24 protein-coding genes and 1 tRNA gene are annotated in these 19,465 nt (G+C 70.8%); 11 read left to right on the top strand and 14 right to left on the bottom strand.

Features of this window, described 5'->3' with window-relative positions; translation table 11 throughout:
• Positions 1-44: 44 nt before the first annotated feature.
• Complete coding sequence (serS, locus tag ACGFI7_RS30790) at positions 45-1,307, top strand: serine--tRNA ligase (protein WP_393410650.1); 1,263 nt, start codon at positions 45-47, stop codon at positions 1,305-1,307.
• Here the strand turns inward: serS and ACGFI7_RS30795 are convergent.
• On the bottom strand, positions 1,271-2,614 hold the full coding sequence (locus ACGFI7_RS30795; protein ID WP_393410652.1) for a hypothetical protein: 1,344 nt from the start codon (positions 2,612-2,614) through the stop codon (positions 1,271-1,273). The genes serS and ACGFI7_RS30795 overlap by 37 nt on opposite strands.
• 189 nt (positions 2,615-2,803) lie before the next feature.
• Positions 2,804-3,007 carry a cold-shock protein gene (locus ACGFI7_RS30800; RefSeq protein WP_101787411.1) on the bottom strand — a complete coding sequence of 68 codons (204 nt, stop codon included), beginning with the start codon at positions 3,005-3,007 and terminating at the stop codon, positions 2,804-2,806.
• 221 nt (positions 3,008-3,228) lie between these two features.
• Between ACGFI7_RS30800 and ACGFI7_RS30805 the strand changes: the two genes are divergently transcribed.
• Positions 3,229-4,035 carry an HAD family hydrolase gene (locus ACGFI7_RS30805; RefSeq protein ID WP_393410655.1) on the top strand — a complete coding sequence of 269 codons (807 nt, stop codon included), beginning with the start codon at positions 3,229-3,231 and terminating at the stop codon, positions 4,033-4,035.
• Here ACGFI7_RS30805 and ACGFI7_RS30810 read toward each other — a convergent pair.
• The gene (locus ACGFI7_RS30810) at positions 4,026-4,538 is read right to left on the bottom strand and encodes a bacterial proteasome activator family protein (RefSeq protein ID WP_393410657.1); all 513 of its coding nucleotides are present in this window, start codon (positions 4,536-4,538) and stop codon (positions 4,026-4,028) included. The two genes, ACGFI7_RS30805 and ACGFI7_RS30810, sit on opposite strands and share 10 nt — an antisense overlap.
• A gap of 5 nt (positions 4,539-4,543) precedes the next feature.
• Complete coding sequence (locus ACGFI7_RS30815; RefSeq protein WP_393410659.1) at positions 4,544-5,500, bottom strand: NAD(P)H-quinone oxidoreductase; 957 nt, start codon at positions 5,498-5,500, stop codon at positions 4,544-4,546.
• A 115-nt stretch (positions 5,501-5,615) separates the two neighbouring features.
• Between ACGFI7_RS30815 and ACGFI7_RS30820 the strand changes: the two genes are divergently transcribed.
• Entirely contained in the window at positions 5,616-7,406 is a 1,791-nt protein-coding gene (locus ACGFI7_RS30820; protein WP_393410661.1) for an AAA family ATPase, read from the top strand.
• Position 7,407: 1 nt separating this feature from the next.
• On the opposite strand, the gene ACGFI7_RS30825 is transcribed toward ACGFI7_RS30820, so the two are convergent.
• Positions 7,408-7,494: transfer RNA gene (locus tag ACGFI7_RS30825), tRNA-Ser, on the bottom strand.
• Positions 7,495-7,545: 51 nt separating this feature from the next.
• Between ACGFI7_RS30825 and ACGFI7_RS30830 the strand changes: the two genes are divergently transcribed.
• Positions 7,546-7,872, top strand: a complete 327-nt coding sequence (locus tag ACGFI7_RS30830; protein WP_393410663.1) for an STAS domain-containing protein — start codon at positions 7,546-7,548, stop codon at positions 7,870-7,872.
• On the opposite strand, the gene ACGFI7_RS30835 is transcribed toward ACGFI7_RS30830, so the two are convergent.
• From ACGFI7_RS30835 to ACGFI7_RS30855, 5 genes are all read right to left on the bottom strand, one after another.
• The gene (locus tag ACGFI7_RS30835; protein WP_393410665.1) at positions 7,855-8,700 is read right to left on the bottom strand and encodes an NUDIX domain-containing protein; all 846 of its coding nucleotides are present in this window, start codon (positions 8,698-8,700) and stop codon (positions 7,855-7,857) included. The two genes, ACGFI7_RS30830 and ACGFI7_RS30835, sit on opposite strands and share 18 nt — an antisense overlap.
• A 103-nt stretch (positions 8,701-8,803) precedes the next feature.
• A complete protein-coding gene (locus ACGFI7_RS30840; protein ID WP_393410667.1) occupies positions 8,804-9,529 on the bottom strand; it encodes a M15 family metallopeptidase in 726 nt (241 codons plus the stop codon).
• A gap of 43 nt (positions 9,530-9,572) precedes the next feature.
• The gene (locus ACGFI7_RS30845) at positions 9,573-9,812 is read right to left on the bottom strand and encodes a hypothetical protein (protein WP_393410669.1); all 240 of its coding nucleotides are present in this window, start codon (positions 9,810-9,812) and stop codon (positions 9,573-9,575) included.
• Entirely contained in the window at positions 9,809-10,219 is a 411-nt protein-coding gene (locus ACGFI7_RS30850) for a hypothetical protein (RefSeq protein ID WP_393410671.1), read from the bottom strand. Before ACGFI7_RS30850 ends, ACGFI7_RS30845 begins: the two co-directional genes overlap by 4 nt.
• Positions 10,216-11,991, bottom strand: coding sequence for an MDR family MFS transporter (locus ACGFI7_RS30855; protein ID WP_393410673.1), 1,776 nt, complete (start codon positions 11,989-11,991; stop codon positions 10,216-10,218). Before ACGFI7_RS30855 ends, ACGFI7_RS30850 begins: the two co-directional genes overlap by 4 nt.
• A 79-nt stretch (positions 11,992-12,070) precedes the next feature.
• Between ACGFI7_RS30855 and ACGFI7_RS30860 the strand changes: the two genes are divergently transcribed.
• The 4 genes from ACGFI7_RS30860 (at position 12,071) to ACGFI7_RS30875 (ending at position 14,696) form a co-directional block, all read left to right on the top strand.
• Entirely contained in the window at positions 12,071-12,640 is a 570-nt protein-coding gene (locus ACGFI7_RS30860) for a TetR/AcrR family transcriptional regulator (RefSeq protein ID WP_393410675.1), read from the top strand.
• Positions 12,641-12,722: 82 nt separating this feature from the next.
• Entirely contained in the window at positions 12,723-13,844 is a 1,122-nt protein-coding gene (locus ACGFI7_RS30865; RefSeq protein ID WP_393410677.1) for a S1 family peptidase, read from the top strand.
• Positions 13,845-13,988: 144 nt separating this feature from the next.
• Entirely contained in the window at positions 13,989-14,357 is a 369-nt protein-coding gene (locus tag ACGFI7_RS30870) for a VOC family protein (protein WP_393411397.1), read from the top strand.
• A 90-nt stretch (positions 14,358-14,447) separates the two neighbouring features.
• Positions 14,448-14,696 (top strand): SCO4226 family nickel-binding protein, encoded by a 249-nt coding sequence (locus ACGFI7_RS30875; protein ID WP_393410679.1) that lies wholly within the window; start codon positions 14,448-14,450, stop codon positions 14,694-14,696.
• A gap of 28 nt (positions 14,697-14,724) precedes the next feature.
• Here the strand turns inward: ACGFI7_RS30875 and ACGFI7_RS30880 are convergent, their stop codons facing one another.
• Both ACGFI7_RS30880 and ACGFI7_RS30885 read right to left on the bottom strand, forming a co-directional pair.
• Positions 14,725-15,138: a TIGR03668 family PPOX class F420-dependent oxidoreductase gene (locus ACGFI7_RS30880; protein ID WP_393410681.1), complete on the bottom strand. Its 414-nt coding sequence runs from the start codon at positions 15,136-15,138 to the stop codon at positions 14,725-14,727.
• Positions 15,139-15,377: 239 nt separating this feature from the next.
• Entirely contained in the window at positions 15,378-15,653 is a 276-nt protein-coding gene (locus ACGFI7_RS30885; RefSeq protein WP_393410683.1) for a hypothetical protein, read from the bottom strand.
• Between the two features lie 59 nt (positions 15,654-15,712).
• Here ACGFI7_RS30885 and ACGFI7_RS30890 point away from each other — a divergent pair, with 59 nt between their 5' ends.
• Positions 15,713-16,213 (top strand): YcxB family protein, encoded by a 501-nt coding sequence (locus tag ACGFI7_RS30890; RefSeq protein ID WP_393410685.1) that lies wholly within the window; start codon positions 15,713-15,715, stop codon positions 16,211-16,213.
• Positions 16,214-16,283: 70 nt separating this feature from the next.
• Here the strand turns inward: ACGFI7_RS30890 and ACGFI7_RS30895 are convergent, their stop codons facing one another.
• A complete protein-coding gene (locus ACGFI7_RS30895) occupies positions 16,284-17,075 on the bottom strand; it encodes a hypothetical protein (protein WP_393410687.1) in 792 nt (263 codons plus the stop codon).
• Positions 17,076-17,135: 60 nt separating this feature from the next.
• Positions 17,136-18,113 carry a hypothetical protein gene (locus ACGFI7_RS30900; protein WP_393410689.1) on the bottom strand — a complete coding sequence of 326 codons (978 nt, stop codon included), beginning with the start codon at positions 18,111-18,113 and terminating at the stop codon, positions 17,136-17,138.
• A gap of 121 nt (positions 18,114-18,234) precedes the next feature.
• Between ACGFI7_RS30900 and ACGFI7_RS30905 the strand changes: the two genes are divergently transcribed.
• Both ACGFI7_RS30905 and ACGFI7_RS30910 read left to right on the top strand, forming a co-directional pair.
• On the top strand, positions 18,235-18,729 hold the full coding sequence (locus tag ACGFI7_RS30905; RefSeq protein WP_393410691.1) for a hypothetical protein: 495 nt from the start codon (positions 18,235-18,237) through the stop codon (positions 18,727-18,729).
• A 126-nt stretch (positions 18,730-18,855) separates the two neighbouring features.
• Positions 18,856-19,413, top strand: coding sequence for a hypothetical protein (locus tag ACGFI7_RS30910; protein WP_393410693.1), 558 nt, complete (start codon positions 18,856-18,858; stop codon positions 19,411-19,413).
• Positions 19,414-19,465: the final 52 nt, after the last annotated feature.

Genomic DNA, 19,465 nt, shown 5'->3' on the forward strand with positions numbered 1-19,465 from the left:
AAATCGGGGAGCGGGTGCTCTCCGCGCGCCGGTAGCCTTTCCTTGTGATCGACCTGCGTACCCTTCGTGAGGACCCTGACCGGCTCCGGGCGTCGCAGCGCGCCCGCGGCGAGGACGACTCGGTCGTCGACGCGCTGCTCGACCTGGACGAGCGCCGCCGCTCCGCGCTGACCTCGTTCGAGTCCACGCGCGCCGAGCAGAAGAGTCTCGGCAAGCAGGTCTCCAAGGCGCAGGGCGAGGAGAAGGCCGCGCTGCTCCAGCGGGCCAAGGACCTCGCGGCCCAGGTGAAGTCGGCCGAGGCGGAGGCCGAGAAGCTCGGCGCCGAGCTCGACGGGCTGATCCAGGCGGTGCCCAACATCGTCCAGCCCGAGGCGCCCGCCGGCGGCGAGGACGACTACGTCGTGCTCGAGACCCACGGCGAGCCGCGCGTCTTCGACTTCGAGCCGAAGGACCACCTGGAGCTGGGGGAGCGGCTCGACGCGATCGACATGGAGCGGGGCGCGAAGGTGTCCGGCTCGCGGTTCTTCTTCCTCAAGGGCCTGGGCGCCAGGCTGCAGCTCGGCCTGCTCAACATGGCCATGCAGCACGCGATCGAGGCCGGCTTCGTGCCGATGATCACCCCGGTCCTGGTCAAGCCGGAGACCATGCAGGGCACCGGCTTCCACGTGGCCCACGACAAGGAGATCTACCGCCTGCCGGAGGACGACCTCTACCTCGTGGGCACTTCCGAGGTGTCGCTGGCCGGCTACCACGCGCAGGAGATCCTGCCCGCCGACCAGCTGCCGCTGCGCTACGCGGGCTGGTCGTCGTGCTTCCGCCGCGAGGCCGGCTCCTACGGCAAGGACACCCGGGGCATCATCCGGGTCCACCAGTTCGACAAGGTCGAGATGTTCTCCTACGTCCGGCCCGAAGACGCGGCCGCCGAGCACCTGAGGCTGCTGCAGTACGAGCGGGAGATGCTCGCCAAGATCGAGGTCCCCTACCGCGTGATCGACACGGCGGCGGGCGACCTCGGCATGTCGGCGGCCCGCAAGTTCGACTGCGAGGCCTGGATCCCGACCCAGGGCCGCTACCGCGAGCTGACCTCGACCTCCAACTGCACCGAGTTCCAGGCCCGCCGGCTGGGCGTGCGCTTCCGCGACAAGGACGGCAAGCCGCAGTTCGCCGCGACGCTCAACGGCACGCTGGCCACGACCCGGTGGATGGTGGCCATCCTGGAGAACCACCAGCGGGCCGACGGCTCGGTGGTGGTTCCCGAGGCGCTCCGCCCCTACGTGGGGCTGGACGTCCTGGAGCCGGTCAAGTAACGCAGGTAGGCCGCGCCGGTCAGGCACACGACCGGCGCGGCCACCGCGACGACGGCGAGCGCGACGCCGTGGTCCAGCCAGCCCACGCTCCACGCCTTGAACGGCGCCGCCACGCTGAGCCCGACGGCCACGCCCAGCGCCAGCGCATCGACCGTGCCCCGGGCGCCGCCGTCGGCCGCCAGCGACCAGGCCAGGACGACCGCGCAGATCATCAGGGTCACGCCCAGCAGATCGAGGACGGGCGGCCCGCCGCCCAGTTTCTGCTCGTACGGGATCGGCGCGGTCAGCAGGGCGCCGAGGCCGCCCAGCACGGGCGTCAGCCAGGCGCGGACGCGGCGTGACCGACGGGCCTGGACCGCGAGGCCGAGCAGCGCGGCCCAGGCGGCGGCGAGCCCGGCGACCAGCATCTCGGCGCCGTCGTCCGCGGGCCGGTCGAGCGGGATCGCGGCCGACTCCAGCAGGCCGCCGTCCTGGGTGAAGCCGAACCGCCGCCACGTCCCGCCGACATCCCTGACGGCGACGCCGTCGCGCCGGTTGGCGACGACCACGACGTGCCCGCCCGGCCGGTCCACGACCACGAGCGACGCCGAGGCGATGCCGGTCTCGTACTGCCGGTCGCCGATCAGCTCGCGTTCGAGCATGACCACTCGTTCGCGGGGGATCTCCCACTCGGGCGCCCAGGTGCGGCCCCCGTCGCCGGAGCGCAGCACCTTCACCTGGTCCCTGACCAGCCGGTAGCAGTGTTCGCGCAGGCAGGCCGCCCGGGAGCCCATGGACGGGGCGTGCTCGGTGATGGAGGCGGGGGGTTCGTACGACTCCCAGGTCGCGCCGCCGTCGCGGGAGGCGTACCGGCCGTCGAGCACGATGGCGCCGTGCTGGAGGTAGAGGATCTCGGCGGTGGGCATCCCGGGGTGGGCGGCGGTGGCGGTGACGGCGAGGACGGCGAGCGGCACGGCGGTGATCACGTGCCATCGGGCGGCCACCCGTTCCCGGCTGCGCTGCCGTACCCACCAGGCCAGAGCGAGCGCCGGGAGGGCCAGGAGGTCCGTAGGATCGGCCAGGACGCGCGATGAACCCGCCAGGGTGGTCCAGATCTGGGAGGCGGCCTCCGCGCCCGTCTCCGTGGTCTTCACGACCGTGAAGAGCGCGCCGGTCAGGATGGTCGCCGCGAGATCGGCGCGGCGCGGCAGCAAGAGGGCCACCAGAGGCGGCGCGACGACGAGTCCCGCGACGTCACTGAGCTTGCCCGTGACGAATCCGGGCCAGGCGTGCTTGAGGATGTGATCGTTGAGTAACAGGACGATCACGGAGGTGACAGTTGCGGGGTGGCATAACCAGGCGTACCTCATATATCTCTTGATGTGAAGAAAGGTGTCGAGGTTCGCCTGGCCTGTGAATCGAGTCACAGCCGTAACAACGTTCCGTCAAGGGCTTGACCAAACGCGAAAGGCCGGAGTCCGCTGGAAGCGAACCCCGGCCTGTCTCGCTGCTACAGGTCAGATGGAGCGGACCTGGGAGGCCTGCGGCCCCTTCTGGCCCTGCGTGATCTCGAACTCGACCCGCTGGCCGTCTTCAAGGCTGCGGTAGCCGTTGCCGACGATCTCGGAGAAGTGCACGAACACGTCCGGCGCGCCGCCGTCCGGGGCGATGAAGCCGAAGCCCTTCTCGGCATTGAACCACTTGACGGTTCCCTGAGCCATAAAAGCTCTCCCTCAGGATGTGAATCTATGGGACCCACACCTCGTGGGTCCCGGTGTGTCGTACAGCAAGCACCCGGGGTGGCTCAGACAAAGTCATGCTGGTTTTCACTACGGGATAGCTAATACAACGCCTCCACATCTAACACCATTCTGGCGCGTTGGTGTTCCCGTCGAACGAAGATTTCTGGCTGGGCGCATCACCGGGCAAACTGGAACGTGTTATGCACACCCTTCGCGCACCCCGTCTGGTGGCCACCGACCTGGACGGCACCGCCCTGCGTACTGACGGAACCGTGTCTCCCCGTACCGCCGCCGCCTTCGCCAGGGTCGAGGAGGCAGGGGCCATGCTCGTGTTCGTGACCGGCCGCCCGCCTCGGTGGATGCACCCTGTGGCGGGCGCCGTGCGGCACCGCGGCCTGGCCGTGTGCGCGAACGGGGCGCTGATCTACGACCTCCACACCGAGCGGATAGTGAAGTCTCACCTCATCGATCCGGAGGTGCTCGACGAAGTCGTCGCTCAGCTACGAGCGAACGTGCCCGATCTGTCGTTCTCGGTCGAGTACGAAGGCGGCTACGCGCACGAGTCGGACTTCCGGCTGGGCACCTGGGACCGCAAGACCACCGACGGTGAGCCCGTCGGCGGCGACTCGCTCACCTCGCGCGCCTGCGTCAAGCTGCTCGCCCTGCACCCCGAGATGGACCCCGACGAGCTCCACATCGCCGTGCACGAGCTGGTCGGCCACCTGGTGACCGCCACCCACTCCAGCGGCCGCGGCCTCATCGAGATGAGCGCGCACGGCGTCACCAAGGCCACGGCCCTGGCCACGCTGGCCGAGCGGCACGCCATCAAGCCGTCGGAGGTCGTGGCGTTCGGGGACATGCCGAACGACCTGCCCATGCTGACCTGGGCAGGCACGTCCTACGCGGTCGCCAACGCGCACCCCGGCGTGCTGGCCGCGGTCGACCACGTGACCGCGGCCAACGACGAGGACGGCGTCGCGCTGGTGCTGGAGGAGCTCTACAGGTAGGGCCCCGAGCCGCCGGGCGGACGGGCGTTGTCGTCGGGCCGGCCGCCGGGCAGCGCCCTGCGCATCTGCTCCAGCTGGGCGCGGGCCGCCATCTGCTGGGCGAACAGCGTCGTCTGGATGCCGTGGAACAGCCCTTCGAGCCAGCCCACCAGCTGGGCGTGCGCCACCCGCAGCTCGGCGTCGCTGGGCGCGGTGCCGGTGTCCTCGGTGAAGGGCAGCGACAGCCGCTCCAGCTCCTCCACCAGCTCGGGCGCCAGGCCGTCCTCGAGCTCCTTGATGGAGGACTGGTGGATGTCCTTCAACCGCTTGCGGCTCGCCTCGTCGAGCGGGGCGGCCCGGACCTCTTCGAGCAGCTGGCGGATCATGCTGCCGATGCGCATCACCTTCGCGGGCTGCTCGACCAGGCTGGCGACTGAACGCTCTTCCTCGCCGCTATCACCCTGACCCTGGAAGTCGGGGCCCACCACCACGATGTGAGGGGAGTTGTTGTCCTCAGCATTCATAGGTCTCACCGTACTAGCAGGATCTTCCCGACGTGACTACCGGAATCCAACATGCGGTGCGCCTCGGCCGCATCGGACATCGGCACCTCGGCGAACACCACCGGCCGCACCGCGCCCGCGTCGACCAGCGGCCAGACGTTCTCCTCGACGCTGCGGACGATCGCGCCCTTGTCGTCGACCGGCCGGGCGCGCAGCGTGGTGCCGTGCACCGAGGCGCGCTTGGCCAGCAGCAGGCCCAGGTCGAGCTCGGCCTTGCGGCCGCCCTGCATGCCGATGACCACCAGCCGGCCGCCGGTCTTCAGCGCCCGCACGTTGCCCGCGAGATATTTTGCTCCCATGATGTCGAGGATCACGTCGGCCTTGACCTTCTCGGCGAAGTCCTCCTCGCGGTAGTTCACGTACGCGTCGGCGCCGAGCGCCTTGACCCGCTCGCCCTTCTCGGCCGAGCCGACCGTGACCACCACCTCGGCCCCGAACGCCTTGGCGAGCTGCACCGCGAACGTGCCGATCCCGCTCGCGCCGCCGTGCACCAGCAGCGTCTCGCCCTTGCGGAGCCGGCCCAGCATGAAGACGTTGGACCAGACCGTGCACGCCACCTCGGGCAGCCCGGCGGCCTCCACCAGCCGGACGCCGCGGGGCACCGGCATCACCTGCTGCCACGGCACGGCCACCCGCTCGGCGTAGCCGCCGCCGGAGAGCAGCGCGCAGACCTCGTCGCCCGCCTTGAAGTGCTCGACGTCCGCGCCGACCTCCGCCACCACGCCGGAGACCTCCAGCCCCGGGTAGGGCGAGGCGCCCTGCGGAGGCTGGTAGTTGCCCTGACGCTGCAGGACGTCCGCCCGGTTGACCGCCGAGGCGGCCACGTCGATGAGCACGTCGCCGCGCTCAGGACGGGGGTCGGGGACCTCCCGCCACTCCAGCACCTCTGGCCCGCCGCTGCGGGTGATCTCGATGGCTCGCATGCGCACCACGGTAACGGGGCAGGGAAGTTGTGGGTTGCCGGCGTTCCCCGCAGCGCTTGGCGTTAATCTGCAGAGATATTTACTGCCCCTTTAGACCCGCCCGAGGGGGAACACGGTGGCACGACACGATCGGGAAGAATCTCTCGAGGAGCAACTCGCCTGGCTGGACGCCATCAAGGAGTCCGAGGAGGCGCCGGTCAAGGTGAGCGCCAAGACCGGTCCAGGCGTCCCCGCCGACGAGACCGCCGTCGTCTCGCCCTACCCCCAGGACCCGTGGGCGTCGGTGCCGCAGCACGACACGCCGACCCCGCCGCTGTTCCGCGCGGCGGTCGACTCGGTGTACGGGGCGGACGAGGCGCCTGAGTCGGAGAGCGAGGCGGCCGAGTGGCTCGACAAGGCCTCCCCCAGGGACGACCCGCCCGGTGACGACAGCGCCGACACCAGGCCGGCGATCGACGACGCGTTCCTGGCGCCGCTCAAGCCGCTGCCCCGGCCTGACGACACCGACAGCTACGCGCTGGCGTCCTTCCCCCAGCCCGAGCGTTTCCCCGAGCCCGAGAGGCCGGAGGAGCAGACCGAGGAGAACCTCCCCTGGCCCGTTCCCCCCGCCTGGGCCAGGGACGAGCCCGCCGACGAGCCGGAGCGCCCCTCTGACACGTCCCCGGAGGAGCCGCCCCGGCGTCCGGCCGTCGCCGAGCAGCCCGAGCGCCCGGTCTTCCCCGAGCCGCCGCAGCGCGCCTTCGAGGCGCCCAGCCCGCCGTTCGCCGAGCCGTCCCAGCGCGCCTTCGCCGAGCAGCCCGAGCGCGCCGTCGACGAGTCGCGCGGCGGGCCGGAACCCCGCACGTTCGACGAGCACCTCAGGTTCCAGGAGCCCCGCATCCCCACCGAAGAGCCTCCGCAGCCCCGGCCGCGCCACCGCCCGGCCCCGGTGCCCGTCTTCAACGCCCCGCCGAGGCCCCCGGCGACCGGCAGGCCCAGCGCCGACAGCCTCGACCCCGACACGCTGCTGCGCGGCCGCCGCAACGCCCCGTCGAAGGGCTGGCGCCGGCTGGTCTACAAGGCGTCCGGCGGCTGGATCAAGCCGGGCGAGCCGCCGGAGGTCAGGCGCCGCCGGGCGCTGATGGCCAGGGCGCGCACCCCCGTCGCCACCGGCCACCACCGGGTCGCCGTGCTCAGCCTCAAGGGCGGCGTCGGCAAGACCACGACCACCGTCGGCCTGGGCGCCACGCTGGCCCAGATCCGCGGCGACCGCGTGATCGCCGTCGACGCCAACCCCGATCGTGGAACGCTCTCCGACAAGCTGAAGCTGGAGACCTCGGCCACGGTCCGCGACCTGCTGACCGAGCGCGACCAGGTCAAGAGGTATGTCGACATCAGGGCCTTCACCTCGCAGGCGCCGTCCAGGCTGGAGGTGCTGGCCTCCGACCGCGATCCCTCGGTCTCCGAGGCGTTCAGCGGGGCCGACTACCAGGCCGTCTCCCAGGTGCTGGAGAACTTCTACTCCATCTGCATCACCGACTGCGGCACCGGCCTGCTGCACTCCGCGATGGGCGGGGTGCTCGGCCTGGCCGACCAGATCGTGCTGGTCAGCTCACCGTCGGTCGACGGCGCGCGGGCGGCCTCGGCCACGCTCGACTGGCTGGAGGCCCACCACTACGAGAACCTCGTCCGCGAGGCCACCGTGGTGCTCTGCAGCGTCAGGCCGCGGTCGAAGTCGGCCGTCGACATCAACAAGCTGGAGGGCCACTTCGCCGCCCGGTGCCGGGCGGTGGTGCGGGTGCCGTACGACCCGCATCTGGAGGAGGGCGCGGAGATCGATCTGGACCGGTTGCAGGAGGCCACCAGAGACGCCTACCTGCAGCTGGCGGCCTGCGTCGGGGACGGTTTCGCCGCCCCCGGCCACTGAGCGGAGGGTGTGGGATTCGAACCCACGAGGCCATCGCTGACCTGGCCGCTTTCAAGGCGGCTGCACTCGTCCACTATGCGAACCCTCCAGTGCCGACACCACGATAGCGGCTGCCGTGACGCCGGTGTACGTTCAGGTGGTGGCGGATCTCAAGATCGAGGTGGCTCGGGCGGGCAGCGCGACCACCGTGCGCCTCCGGGGTGACCTGGACAAGCTCACGGCTCCCGACTTCAAGGCCCGGCTCGACGAGCTGGCCGTCCAGGGCCGGGTCGACGTGGTGATCGACGCGACCGGGCTGGAGTTCTGCGACTCGAGCGGTCTGTGGGTGCTGGTCGAGCACCAGCGCACCATCGCCGCTCGTGGTGGCACGCTCCGGCTCAGCGGTGTCCACGGGGTTCTCCAGCGGGTGCTGGAGGTGACCGGGCTCAAGGCCGTCTTCGACGACGTCTTACCCGCGCAGCTGTGACAGCAGCCACTTCGGTCCGGTCGTCTCGGCCCCTAGCTCGGCGACGCGCTCCTTCAGCCCCCGATCGGCGGTGACGACGAGCACCCGCTCCCACGGCTTGGCCCGACGCACCACGTCGACGATCGCGTCGTCGCCGCTGCCGGCCGCCGCGACCACCTGGATGCCCGGGATGTCGGGCGTGCCCCTGGCCGCCCCCTCGACCACCGCCACCATGCGCGGATACCACTGCGCCAGCACCGGGTGCGACAGCCGCAGCACCGACACCGACTCCAGCAGCCGGGTCGCGGCCCCCAGCCGGTCGTTCCACCAGCCGCGCTCCGCCTGCGCGCCCACGATGTTGGCGACGTCCAGCACCAGCGTCTCGGGGCTGATCGCGCCGCTGAGCGCGCCCCACGTCTCGGCGAACCCGGGGTGCAGCGTCCTGGCGGCCACCTCGCCCAGCGGCAGCCAGACCAGCTCGTCGCTCTCGCCGTTGGCGCAGACCGCCGCCAGCCGCTCGGACGACTCCGCGATCACCGTCTCGAACGCCCACCCGCCGTGGTCGTCGCGGTAGACGCCCTGCACCCGCAGACGCTCGCCGGCCAGCGCCGCCTCCTCCCTGGCCTCGCGCAGCGCGGTGGCCACGGCGTCCTCGTGGCTGTCACGCGCCCCGCCGGGCAGCCCCCACGTGCCGCCGTGGTGGCTCCACGCGGAACGCTTCTGCATCAGCACATGCGGCACCCCGCTGTCGTCGTGGTGCACCGCGAGCAGCCCCGAGGCCCCGTGCAGCCCCCAGTGGCGATGCCCTCGCCCGCACTCGGTCCAGCCGTCGCCGTCCTTGTCAGCCATGTCACGATTCTCTCAGCCGCCGCGTCCGCTCAAATATCATCATCCGCCTAGGCCCTGCTGACCTGCGGTAACACAACTCCAACCCTGACGAGGGCGCGCCGGCTCAGCCGCCGCCCTTGGAGAAGTGCTGGTAGTCCTTCGTGCCCGACCAGTCGCCGCCCCACTCCCAGCCCACCTGCTGGAAGGCGCGGACCACCTTGTCGCCGGGGTTGATCACGCCTTTGCCCTTCATCGGACGCTCGGTGTACTTCTCCGCGTTGGCGTGGGCGGTGTCGCCGCTCGCCGTCACGTACGGGTTCTCCCGAGGGTTGAGGTCGATGGCCTCGCCGTAGGCGTGGTTGGACCAGTTGCTCGACCCGGTGGCCCGGCGGCAGTTGAAGGCCGAGGTGTTGTCGGCGTCGATGGAGTCGAAGTCGTCGCCCTTGTAGACGTCGACCAGCTCCATCCGCCTGATCGGCCAGCGCCAGTCGTACAGTTTGCGGAAGACCGTGATCACGTCGTCGGTGACCGTCTTCCGCACGACCAGCTCGCCGGTGTGCGGCCGGTCGTCGAAGCCCCAGTAGGTCATGGTGATCAGGCGCAGGTCGCGGTAGTGCACCGGGCAGCCCTCGCGCCACGAGTAGCGCAGCTGGTCGCGGTTCAGCCGGCTCACCTCGGCGGTGAACTCGGGCGGCTCGGTGGCCGTCGGCGACGCGGGCGGGGCGGACGTGGCGGGTGTCGTGGCTTGTGTCGTGGGCGGCGGCACGGGCCCGCTGGACGCGACCGGGTCCTGTCCGCCGCACGCCACGGATGCGAGCACCACGACCGCCAGAGTGGCGGCACGCTTCATCCCGCCACGATACGTCACGTTCCAGCAGGTCAGCCGGTACGACTCAGTCCTCGGCGGCGTGCCTGCCCCGGGCGGTCAGCTCGCGCAGCAGGTCGGCCGCGTACCAGACGAGGCCGAGGAACGACACTGCGGCGAGCCCGCCGCCGATCCACAGGTCGTTCACCGTCGCGGGGGTGAAGGCCGCGTCCCTGGGCTGGTAGCCGACCGCGAACGGGGCGGCGACGAGCCAGATCCCGGCCAGGAACAGCAGCGCGAGCGCGGTCACGCCCAGCCTGGTCCTCAACGCTTGTCCTCCGCTCCGACGAGGGGCGTGGCGCCGTTCTGCCGCTGTTCGCGCCCGTTGAGGTCCTCGCGCAGCGCCTCCACCAGCGGCGCCAGCAGGGCGGCCAGCTCGGCGGACGAGGTCTGCGGCGCGGCCGGGGCGGGCTGGGGTTCAGGCTCCCGCTTGCGTTCGCGTACCGTCACCAGCCCCCGTGCGACGAGGTCGGCGTGGATGGCGGCGGCGAAGGCGGCGGCGCCGGCGAGCCCCACGACGGTCACCCCGAGCCCGGTCCAGAACTCCGTCACGGTGGCGTCGTTCCAGGCCGCGCCCTCGGGCTGGGTGCCGAGCGCGAACGGCGCGACCATCAGCCAGAGGCCCGCCAGGGCCGCGAGGGCGGCCAGCACGGCGCCGGCGAACTTGCGAATCACTGCGGGATCCCTTCCGTTACGAGCTCTTTCGCGGGCGGAGCCGGCGCGGCCTGCGCGATGAGGGCGCGTGAGGTGGGGCGCAGCACGTCCCGTGCCACGGCCCTGGCACGTTCGCTCTCGGTACGGTCGTCCGGCGGCGCCATCCTGGCCACGGCCGCGAGCAGCGCCGAGGGCCGGCCGTCGGCCCGCTCGACGCGCTGGGCGACGAGTTCGAGCAACAGGCCCGCCAGCACGAGGTCGTCCTTGCCCGGCGGCGGGGCGGCGGGCGGGGGAGTGGCGCCGCCGCGCAGCGGCAGCTCCTTCAGGAAGACCACGGCGAGGAAGCCGAGCAGGGCGATGGGGACGCCCACCAGGAAGACGGTCTCCATGCCGCGGGTGAACGCCTCCAGCACGACGTGCTTGACCGGCTCCGGCAGCGCCTGGATGGCGTCGGGGCTGCCGAGCGCGGGTCCGCCCGTCGCGGGCAGCTCGGAGTTGAGCCGGTTGGTCAGGATCGCGCCGAACCCGGCCACGCCCACGGCGCCGCCGAGCGAGCGGAAGAACGACACGCCGGAGGTGGTGGAGGCCATGTCGCGGATCTCGGCGCCGTTCTGCGCGGCCAGGATCAGCATCTGCATGCTGAGGCCGAGGCCGACGCCGAGCACGGCCAGGTCGACGCCGATGAGCACCGGGCCGGAGTCGACGTGCAGCCGCGACAGCAGGAACAGCCCGACAGCGACGAGCAGCAGCCCGGCGACCGGGAAGATCTTCCACCGGCCGGTCCGCGTGACGATCTTGCCGGAGACGACGCTGGACAGGAACAGCGTGACCACCATGGGCAGCGTCATCAGTCCCGAGTCCGTCGGGCTCATACCCTGAACGACCTGCAGGAACTGCGGCATGTAGATCATCGCGCCGAACATCGCCACGCCGACGAAGAGGGAGGCGACGCTGGTCAGGACGAAGGTGCGGTTGCGGAACAGCCGGGGCGGCAGGATCGGGTTGCCCGCGGTGCGCTCGGCCAGCACGGCCATGGCCAGGGAGAAGAGGCTGATCGCGGCGAGGAAGTAGGTCCAGGGGGAGTTCCACGCGAACTCGGTGCCGCCCAGCGTCAGCAGCAGCATGAGCGCGGTCGCGCTGGTCGTGATGGTGGTGGCGCCCCAGATGTCGACGCGGGTGTCGCGCTTGACGCGCGGAAGCTTGAGCACCTTCTGGATGACCACGGCGGCGATGATCGCGAGCGGCACGCCCACGTAGAAGCACCAGCGCCAGCCCAGCCACGAGGCGTCCACGATGAAGCCGCCGAGCAGCGGCCCGGCGACGGTGGAGACGCCGAAGACGGCGCCGATGTAGCCGGAGTAGCGGCCACGCTCGCGGGGGGAGACGATGTCGCCCAGGATGACCTGGGCCAGTGCCGACAGGCCGCCGGCGCCGATGCCCTGCAGGGCGCGCCCGGCGATGAGCTGGCCCATGTTCTGCGAGAGCCCGGCGGCGAGCGAGGCCGCGACGAAGACCCCGAGCGCGACCTGGAACAGCCGCTTGCGCCCGAACAGGTCGGACAGCTTGCCCCACAGCGGTGTGGACACCGTCATCGTCAAGATGGTCGCCGAGGCCACCCACGAGTACTGGTCCTGGCCGCCGAGCTCTCCCACGATCGTCGGCAGCGCGGTTCCCACCACCGAGGTCGAGAGCATCGAGGTGAGCAGGGCGAGCATGAGCCCGGCCATGACTTCGAGGATCTCGCGGTGGGTGTACTGCTTCTGGGGGCCTGCGGCCGTTGCTTGGCCTGCCAAGTCACCACATCCCCTCATATTCCGGACAGAAGTATACGCTCGTTTACTAGCGGATCGGCAAGCCGATATATTCCCGGGCATGAGAGCTGAGGCCCGCCCGAGAGACCGTGAGGCCACCCGGCAGCGGCTGCTGGACGCCGCCAGGGCGCTGTTCGCCGAGCACGGCTACGAACGCGTCACCGTGCGCATGATCGCCTCGGCGGCCGACGCCAACATCGCGCTGGTGGGCCGCTACTTCGGGTCGAAGGCGGGGCTGTTCGGCGAGGTCCTGCGCGGCGAGCCGACGATCCGGGTCATCCTGGAGGGCGAGCGGGAGGGGCTGCCGCGCCGGCTCGCGGAGTTCGCCGCCCGCCGCATGCACGCCGACCCCAAGAGCCGCATCCTGCGCGCCCTCGCGCACTCCGCCGACGACCCGGAGATCCAGGAGCTCGTACGGGAACGCCTGCGGACGGCGTTCATCGCGCCGCTCGCCGAGTTCCTGGGCGACGATCCCGACGCGATGGCCAAGGCCCGCGCCGCGTCGGCGCTCCTCACCGGCATCAGCAACGTCCGCCGCGCGCTCGGCCCCGAGCCGCCCACGCCGGGCGACGTGGACCGGCTGACGGCCATGTTCACCGTCTGTCTCGATATTTCTGGACATGGACCATAAGACCGAAATACGAGCTTTTTGAGTACGTGTCGCTTCCCCCCGCAGCCGTTAACTTGACAGCACCCCCCCTCAAGGAGTGCGCATGTTGGGTAAACGCTGTGCGCTGGCAGGAGCCACCATCGTGGCCTGCCTGGCATTCCCCTCCACCCCCGCCCTCGCCGAACCCGCGCCCTCGGCGGACCCGGCAACCCCGCCGTCCGTCATCGACGCGCTCGAGCGCGACCTGGGCCTCACCGAGCAGCAGGTCGTCACCCGGCTGGCCAACGAGCAACGCGCCGCCGCCACCGAAGCCACCCTCACCGCCTCGTTAGGCGACTCCTACGGCGGCGCCTGGCTCACCGCCGACGCCTCCAAGCTCATGGTCGCCACCACCGACGCCGCCGAGGCCGCGGTCATCGAGGCCAAGGGCGCCACCCCGGTCGTCGTCTCCCGCACGCTGGCCCAGCTCACCTCGGTCAAGGACCAGCTCGACCAGGTCGCCCAGCAAGGCAAGACCGGCGCCTCGCTCTGGTACGTGGACGTGACCACCAACAGCGTCGTCATCCTGGCCGCCACCCAGGAGGCCGGCGAGGCCCTCGCCGCCGCGGCGGGCGCCGACAAGGGCGCCGTCAAGGTCGCCGTCTCGACCGAGAGCCCGCAGCCGTTCATCGACATCATCGGCGGCTCCGCGTTCTACATCGGCTCCAGCCGGTGCAGCGTCGGCTTCGCCGTCACCCAGGGCAGCACCCCCGGCTTCGTCACCGCCGGGCACTGCGGCCGCGCCGGCTCGCGGACGAGCAACCCGACCGGCACCTTCCAGGGTTCGTCCTTCCCCGGCAACGACTACGCCTGGGTCGCCGCCCCCGGCAACAACCCCACCCCGTACGTGCGCGGCTCCGGCGGCGCGCTCGTCACCGTGCGCGGCTCCACGCAGGCGTCGGTCGGCTCCTCCATCTGCCGCTCCGGCTCCACCACCGGCTGGCGCTGCGGCACCATCCAGCAGCACAACGCCACCGTCCGGTACGCGCAGGGCACGGTCTCCGGCCTGACCCGCACCAGCGCCTGCGCCCAGCCGGGCGACTCGGGCGGCTCGTTCATCTCCGGCAGCCAGGCCCAGGGCGTCACCTCGGGCGGCTCCGGCAACTGCAGCATCGGCGGGACCACGTACCACCAGCCCGTCAACGAGATCCTTTCGAGGTACGGCCTCACCTTGAGAACCGGCTGACCCTCACCTGACCTGGCGTGCCCGGCCCGGAGCGGCCGGGCACGCCGCGTTGGCGATGAGTTTCCGGCACGCGGGCAGTCCTCATGGATGACCCACCCATCCAGCTGAGGAGGACCCATGAAGCGGCCCGTTCTCGACAGCGACATGTTCGCGCGGACCAAGGCCTACAGCGGCTTCGCGGTGGACGACATCGCCGCGGCCAAGCGGTTCTACGGCGAGACTCTCGGCCTGAACGTGTCGGAGGAGCACGGCATGCTCACCCTGCACATCGCGGGCGGCCGGGACATCCTCGTCTACCCGAAGCCGGACCACACCCCGGCCACGTACACCATCCTCAACTTCCCGGTCGACGACATCGACCAGGCCGTGGACGAGCTGACGCGGCGCGGCGTGCGGTTCGAACGGTACGAGCGGCTCCAGGCGGACGAGAAGGGCATCCACCGGGAGGACGGCCCGCCGATCGCCTGGTTCACCGACCCGGCCGGCAACGTCCTGTCCGTGCTCCAGGAATAGTCCCGGCGATACTCTTGGCGCTCGCTTGGGTGCGTCGTCGGGGGAGGCGAACTTACGCTGAACGAAAGAGCCTGCCAGGGGGAGGCAGTGATGGCGAAGTTCATGGACGTCCATCGCGGCATGATGGGCATCACCGGAGAGCAGCTCGAACAGGCGCACAGCGCCGACATCGCGATCCAGGACGAGGAAGGGGTGACCTTCGAGCACGCCTGGGCGGACCCGGAAGAAGGAGTCCTCTACTGCCTTTCCGAGGCGCCCGACGCGGAGGCGGTCCAGCGCATCCACGAGCGCGCCGGCCACCCGGCCGACGAGATCCACTCCGTGCCGCTGACCATCTGAACCACCGCGCCGGCCATCCCCGGCGACGTCACCCGGCGTAGCGCCATCCCGACCAGCGGCTGATCTCCACCAGGATCACCGGCCCGGCCGGGCGGTGTTCGCGGTACTGGCCGTACTTCTCGACGAGCGCGTCCAGCGCGGCGGCCCGGTCCGGACCGTCCTCGGCCACCGCGGCCGTCCCGTCGGCCCGCGCCCACCACAGCCGCGCCCAGTCGTCCTCGTAATGATCGACCAGCAGCGAGACGCACGGATTGGCCCGGATGTCGCGCAGCCGCCGCAGGTCGGCGGTGCGCTTCGGCTTGTGGTCGACGGCGGTCACGACCCGGTCGCCCACCACGGCGAACGTCACCGGCACGAGGCGCGGCCGCCCCTCGGCGCCCACCGTCGCGAGCCGGGCCACCCGCCCGCCCGCGAACCTCCGCCGCGCCGTCTCGGCATCCATCCCCTCAGCATCCCCGCCGATCGGTGACCGTCACCGTCACGTAAGCGTGCCGACCGGTCACTGCGGGTACGACGACCCCAACTCTCAGGCGAGGAGGAGCATCGGAATGATCCCCGGCTGCGGAAGCTGTGACTGCAACGATGTCATGTACGAGGGCACCCCGCCGCACTGGACGACGTTGCGCGTCGAGTGACGGGCACCGCAGGCCCCGCCGCGCTCGTCGGCGGGGCCTTCGCCTGTCAGGGCTTCCGCCAGGTGTCGAACGTGGGGACGGGCCGGTCCATGGACTCCATGAGCCGCTTCACCCGGTCGACGCAGCCGGGGCAGACGCGTGCCTCGACCGCCCTGGCGGCGGCTTCCGGCGTCGGCTCACGGAAGGCGCCCGAGATCGTCATGCCCAGCGGAAGATTGGTCCCGGGGTCCATCATGATCGTCATGACCGTCGCGGGCGTGAAGCCGAAGGTCTGCTTGCACAGGTGACATCGGCCGATCGTGCTCATCTGCTCGTCCGCCATGGCGCCGCCTCCTTTACCGCACCGTACAGCAGCCTTGCCAGACGGCGGGAAGATCTTGAATGATGGCTCGTCTCACGGACGAAGGCGGCCCGGTGGACATCACGGTCACGTACGAACCCACGCCCGACGAGGTGGCACGAGCGCTCGACCAGGGCGTCAGACACCAGCTGAGGGTCATGGTCGTCGTGGCGTCGTCTTTTCTGGTCGTGGCCGGACTCGTCTGCCTCCTGCTGGGCGGCACCGGCGCCGGCGTCGCCCTGCTCGCGGGAGCCGCCGTCTTCCCGCTCGCGATGACCTGGTCGATCCGGCGTACCGGCAGGCGGCAGTTCGCCCATCTCTGCGTGCCCACCACCCTGCGGCTGACCGACGACGGCTACGAGGCCGAGACCGAGGCGTCCCTGATGCGGATGCGCTGGGCGACCTTCGGCCGGATCGTGACGGGGCCCGAGTTCTGGCTGTTCTACGTGAACAAGCAGTTCACCGGCTTCCTCCCCAGACGGGCTTTCACCGGCGACCAGCAGGCCGAGTTCGACCGCTTCGTGGCCGCCCGGACGGCCTGACTCGTACCCGCCCTGAACCAGAGCCGCTCCCGGACGGCGGGAAGGGCTCTGGAGTGCGGCCCGCCCGGCGTCAGTCCTCCAGCTTGCTGGTGACCTGGCTCCTGGGCGGCGGCTTGATCGAGACCTTGGTGCCCCAGCCGGTGTAGCGGGTCTCGGTCTCGATCGTCTTCTCTTCCCAGGTGGGGAGGTTCGCGAGATCCTTGGCCAGCCACGTGGTCTTCAGCCTGCTGGGCAGGCCCTTGCGGTCGACCGTGAGGGTGTAGGTGATCGTCGCGTCGGTCGCACGGATCATTCCCAGCGTCTGCCCGAACCACGGAGAGATGTTGTACAGCCGCTCCAGGCCGATCGTGCCGCGGTAGGTGGAGCCGCTGCGCTTGCCGCGCTTCACCAGCTCCGCCAGCGTGGCCGGTTCGAGCGGGCTCACCAGCTGGCCGAACCAGCTGCTGACGGTCCCCGTGTTGAACAGGCTGAAGGTCTTGTACCAGGTCTTGCCCTTGGGGAGGCTCTCGGCCAGGACCCCGCCCGAGCGCCAGGCGTCCTTGCCGATGATGATCGTCCGTTCGGGCTTGGTGGTGTGCCCGTCGAACAGCGGCGAGGCGAACGTGCCCCGCACGTCGGAGGCGACGATGCCCTTCTTGCCGAACCTGACGACCCCGGTACGGCGTACCAGCGGGTCGTTGTTGATGCTGCCGACGAACGCGCTGGCGTCGGTGAACCGGACTCCGCGCCCGGTCTTGAGCTGCGCCTTGAGCGCGGCGACGGGGTTCTTGACGCCGCTCTCCGCCGTCGCGGCGCCCGCCTGCGCGGGTAACGGCGCCAGCAGCACGGCAGCGCCGGCCACCATGGTGATCACGAGTTTCATGTCTGGTCATGGTGCCCGAAGACGATCACGGTCGCATGTCGTTTGTTTCGCGCTTCGTGGCTACTTGAGCACCCGGGTGCGCTGGGAGACCCCGGGATAGACCATGACGAGGAACGCCTGCCTGGCGTCCCCGTCGTCCGCCAAGGCCGCCTTCGCCCCCCGCATGTGCACGCGCACCCCGTAGTGACCGGCGTCGCGGATCGCGAGATCGGGAAGTCCCATCAGCGCCTCACCCTCGTCGTCGGTGAACACCATCTCCCCGTCGGTGCTCCGATATCCGACCTCGACGACCTTGTCCCAGCCGGCGACCCTGACCGGAGGACGCCGGTCGTACGCCTCGACGGAGACACAGACGTGCTGGTCGGTGTCGGCGGTGAGGATGGTGAGGTCACCGGGGGCGGCGCCCACGACCTCGTTGGCGAGCGCCCGGTCCACGGAGGACGCTCCCTCGATGTCCGCTCCGTCCTCCATGATCTCGAGCATGCCCATGGCCCCCACCCAGACCACGGCGCTGCCGCGCAGCGCGGGACGCACCCGCGGCCGGTGCTCCGAACGGGCCGCGCACCGCCGCTCCGCGGTCGCGATGACGTCGCGCTCCCGCTTCCGCTCCGCCGCCTCCTCGTCGAACCGGCGCCGGTTGAGCGACGGACACAGGTATCCGAGCGCCTTGGCGTTCTCCTCCGTGTCGACCACGAAACCGCGGGTCTCCATGACCGCGTGCATCTCCCGCGAGTCGGCGCGCAGGGACACCTCGCACAGGCCCCGGCCGAGCTTCACCAGATGGACGTCAGGTATGTGGGCGTAGCGGCCGTTGAAGGCCAGGCGCTGCCTGTTCGTGCAGACGAACGCGGTCTCCCTCTCCCAGGGCGCGGGCTGCTTGTTCAGGTACACCGACATCCGCCACGGCGCACACTCCTTCGACGCGGCCGAGGTGACCTTCTCCGGCGGATGGTCCTGGACCACCGTCGCGAGCAGGAGCACCACGGCGGCGACCGCCGTCACCGGGCGCGGCAGGGATAATCGGCGTGATGTCGGCACGCGGGACTCCGATCCGGGCAGAAAGCGGGCCGTACCTCCCTATCCGATCTTGACTTCCCGTGTCCAGAAAACCCGGCATCGGCCTTGACGCATCAGCGGGGCGACACGAAGATGGCCCGGCGTGGGATGGAACACGTCGGCGTTGTTCGTGCGGGACCGGTCGATCGAGGAGGTCGCCGGCTGCCTGGCCGACGCCGCGTACGCGCCGGGCCATGACCGGGCGAGCGCTGACCAGGCGTGGAGCGGCCGTCCCGGGCGACGCCTCTACCTCGCCGAGTCGGGCGGCTGGTGTCAGCTGTGGGACCCCGACCAGCGGATCCCGTTCGAGATCGAGAGCTTCCTGAAAGGCACGCGGGTCCTGGCGGTGGTGTTCGCCGGGGTGTCGAGCGTCTACGGGTTCTGGCTCTACGACGACGGCGAGCTGGTCCGGGGGTCGGTGCTCGAGAACGGCGAGCCCGTGGTCGACCTGGGGGAGCCGCTGCCGGTGGAGGCCCGCGTCCGGATCCCGGAGTGGGGCCCCGACGAGGACTTCCTCTGGGAAGTGATCGGCGACGTGACGGGCCTGACGGCCGCCGTCGACCAGACCTTCGAGGTGTACGAGGCCGTGACCCGCTAAATGACCGGTCCGTGACCTGGTCGTCGCGGTGTCCGGTGGCAGAGGCTGGTGCGACTCATACGTCCGGCGAGCGGGATCCCCGCCCGCCTCGACGCGTTGCCTTCACATCGAGAGGGACATCGACACATGACGTCACCAATCGCGCGGTCGCGCCGTTCGGCGGTCCTCGGACTCGTGCTGGCCGTGAGCGCCGCACTGTCCACCGGCACCGCAGTCCAGGCGTGGGCCTCCACGCCGAGCGCGCCGGCACCACGCGTCAAGGTCCAGGAGTTCGTCACCAAGGACGGCGGCTTCTTCTACACGGCCAACGAGCAGGAGAAGCAGACAGCCCTCCGGTACGGCTGGCGTACGACGAAGACGCCCCTGTACTACCTCTCCGGCACGCCCTTCACCGGCGGCAAGCCCCTCTACCGGCTGCGCTGGAAGAAGAAGACCTCCTACATCGTCTCGACCACCGTGGCCGAACGCGACCGCCTGATCGCCACCGGCGACTTCCGCTACGACGGCATTCTCGGCTACGCGCCGGAGAGCCGCGCGGCCGGCGGCGACGTGCGAGCCTGGCGTCTGTCGAGCAACGGCCGCTGGCGGCTGGCGATCGACGAGCACAAGGAGAGAATCGTCGCCGACGAGCCCGGCTGGAAGGTCGACGGCTGGGTGTTCTACCAGTTCACCAGTCCAAGCTGACGCGACGCCGAACCTTCGTCGCTCGGCCGCGGCACCCTTTCGGGCGCCGCCG

Origin of the sequence: Nonomuraea sp. NPDC048826, assembly GCF_043198225.1 — a bacterium.
Lineage (GTDB): Bacteria > Actinomycetota > Actinomycetes > Streptosporangiales > Streptosporangiaceae > Nonomuraea.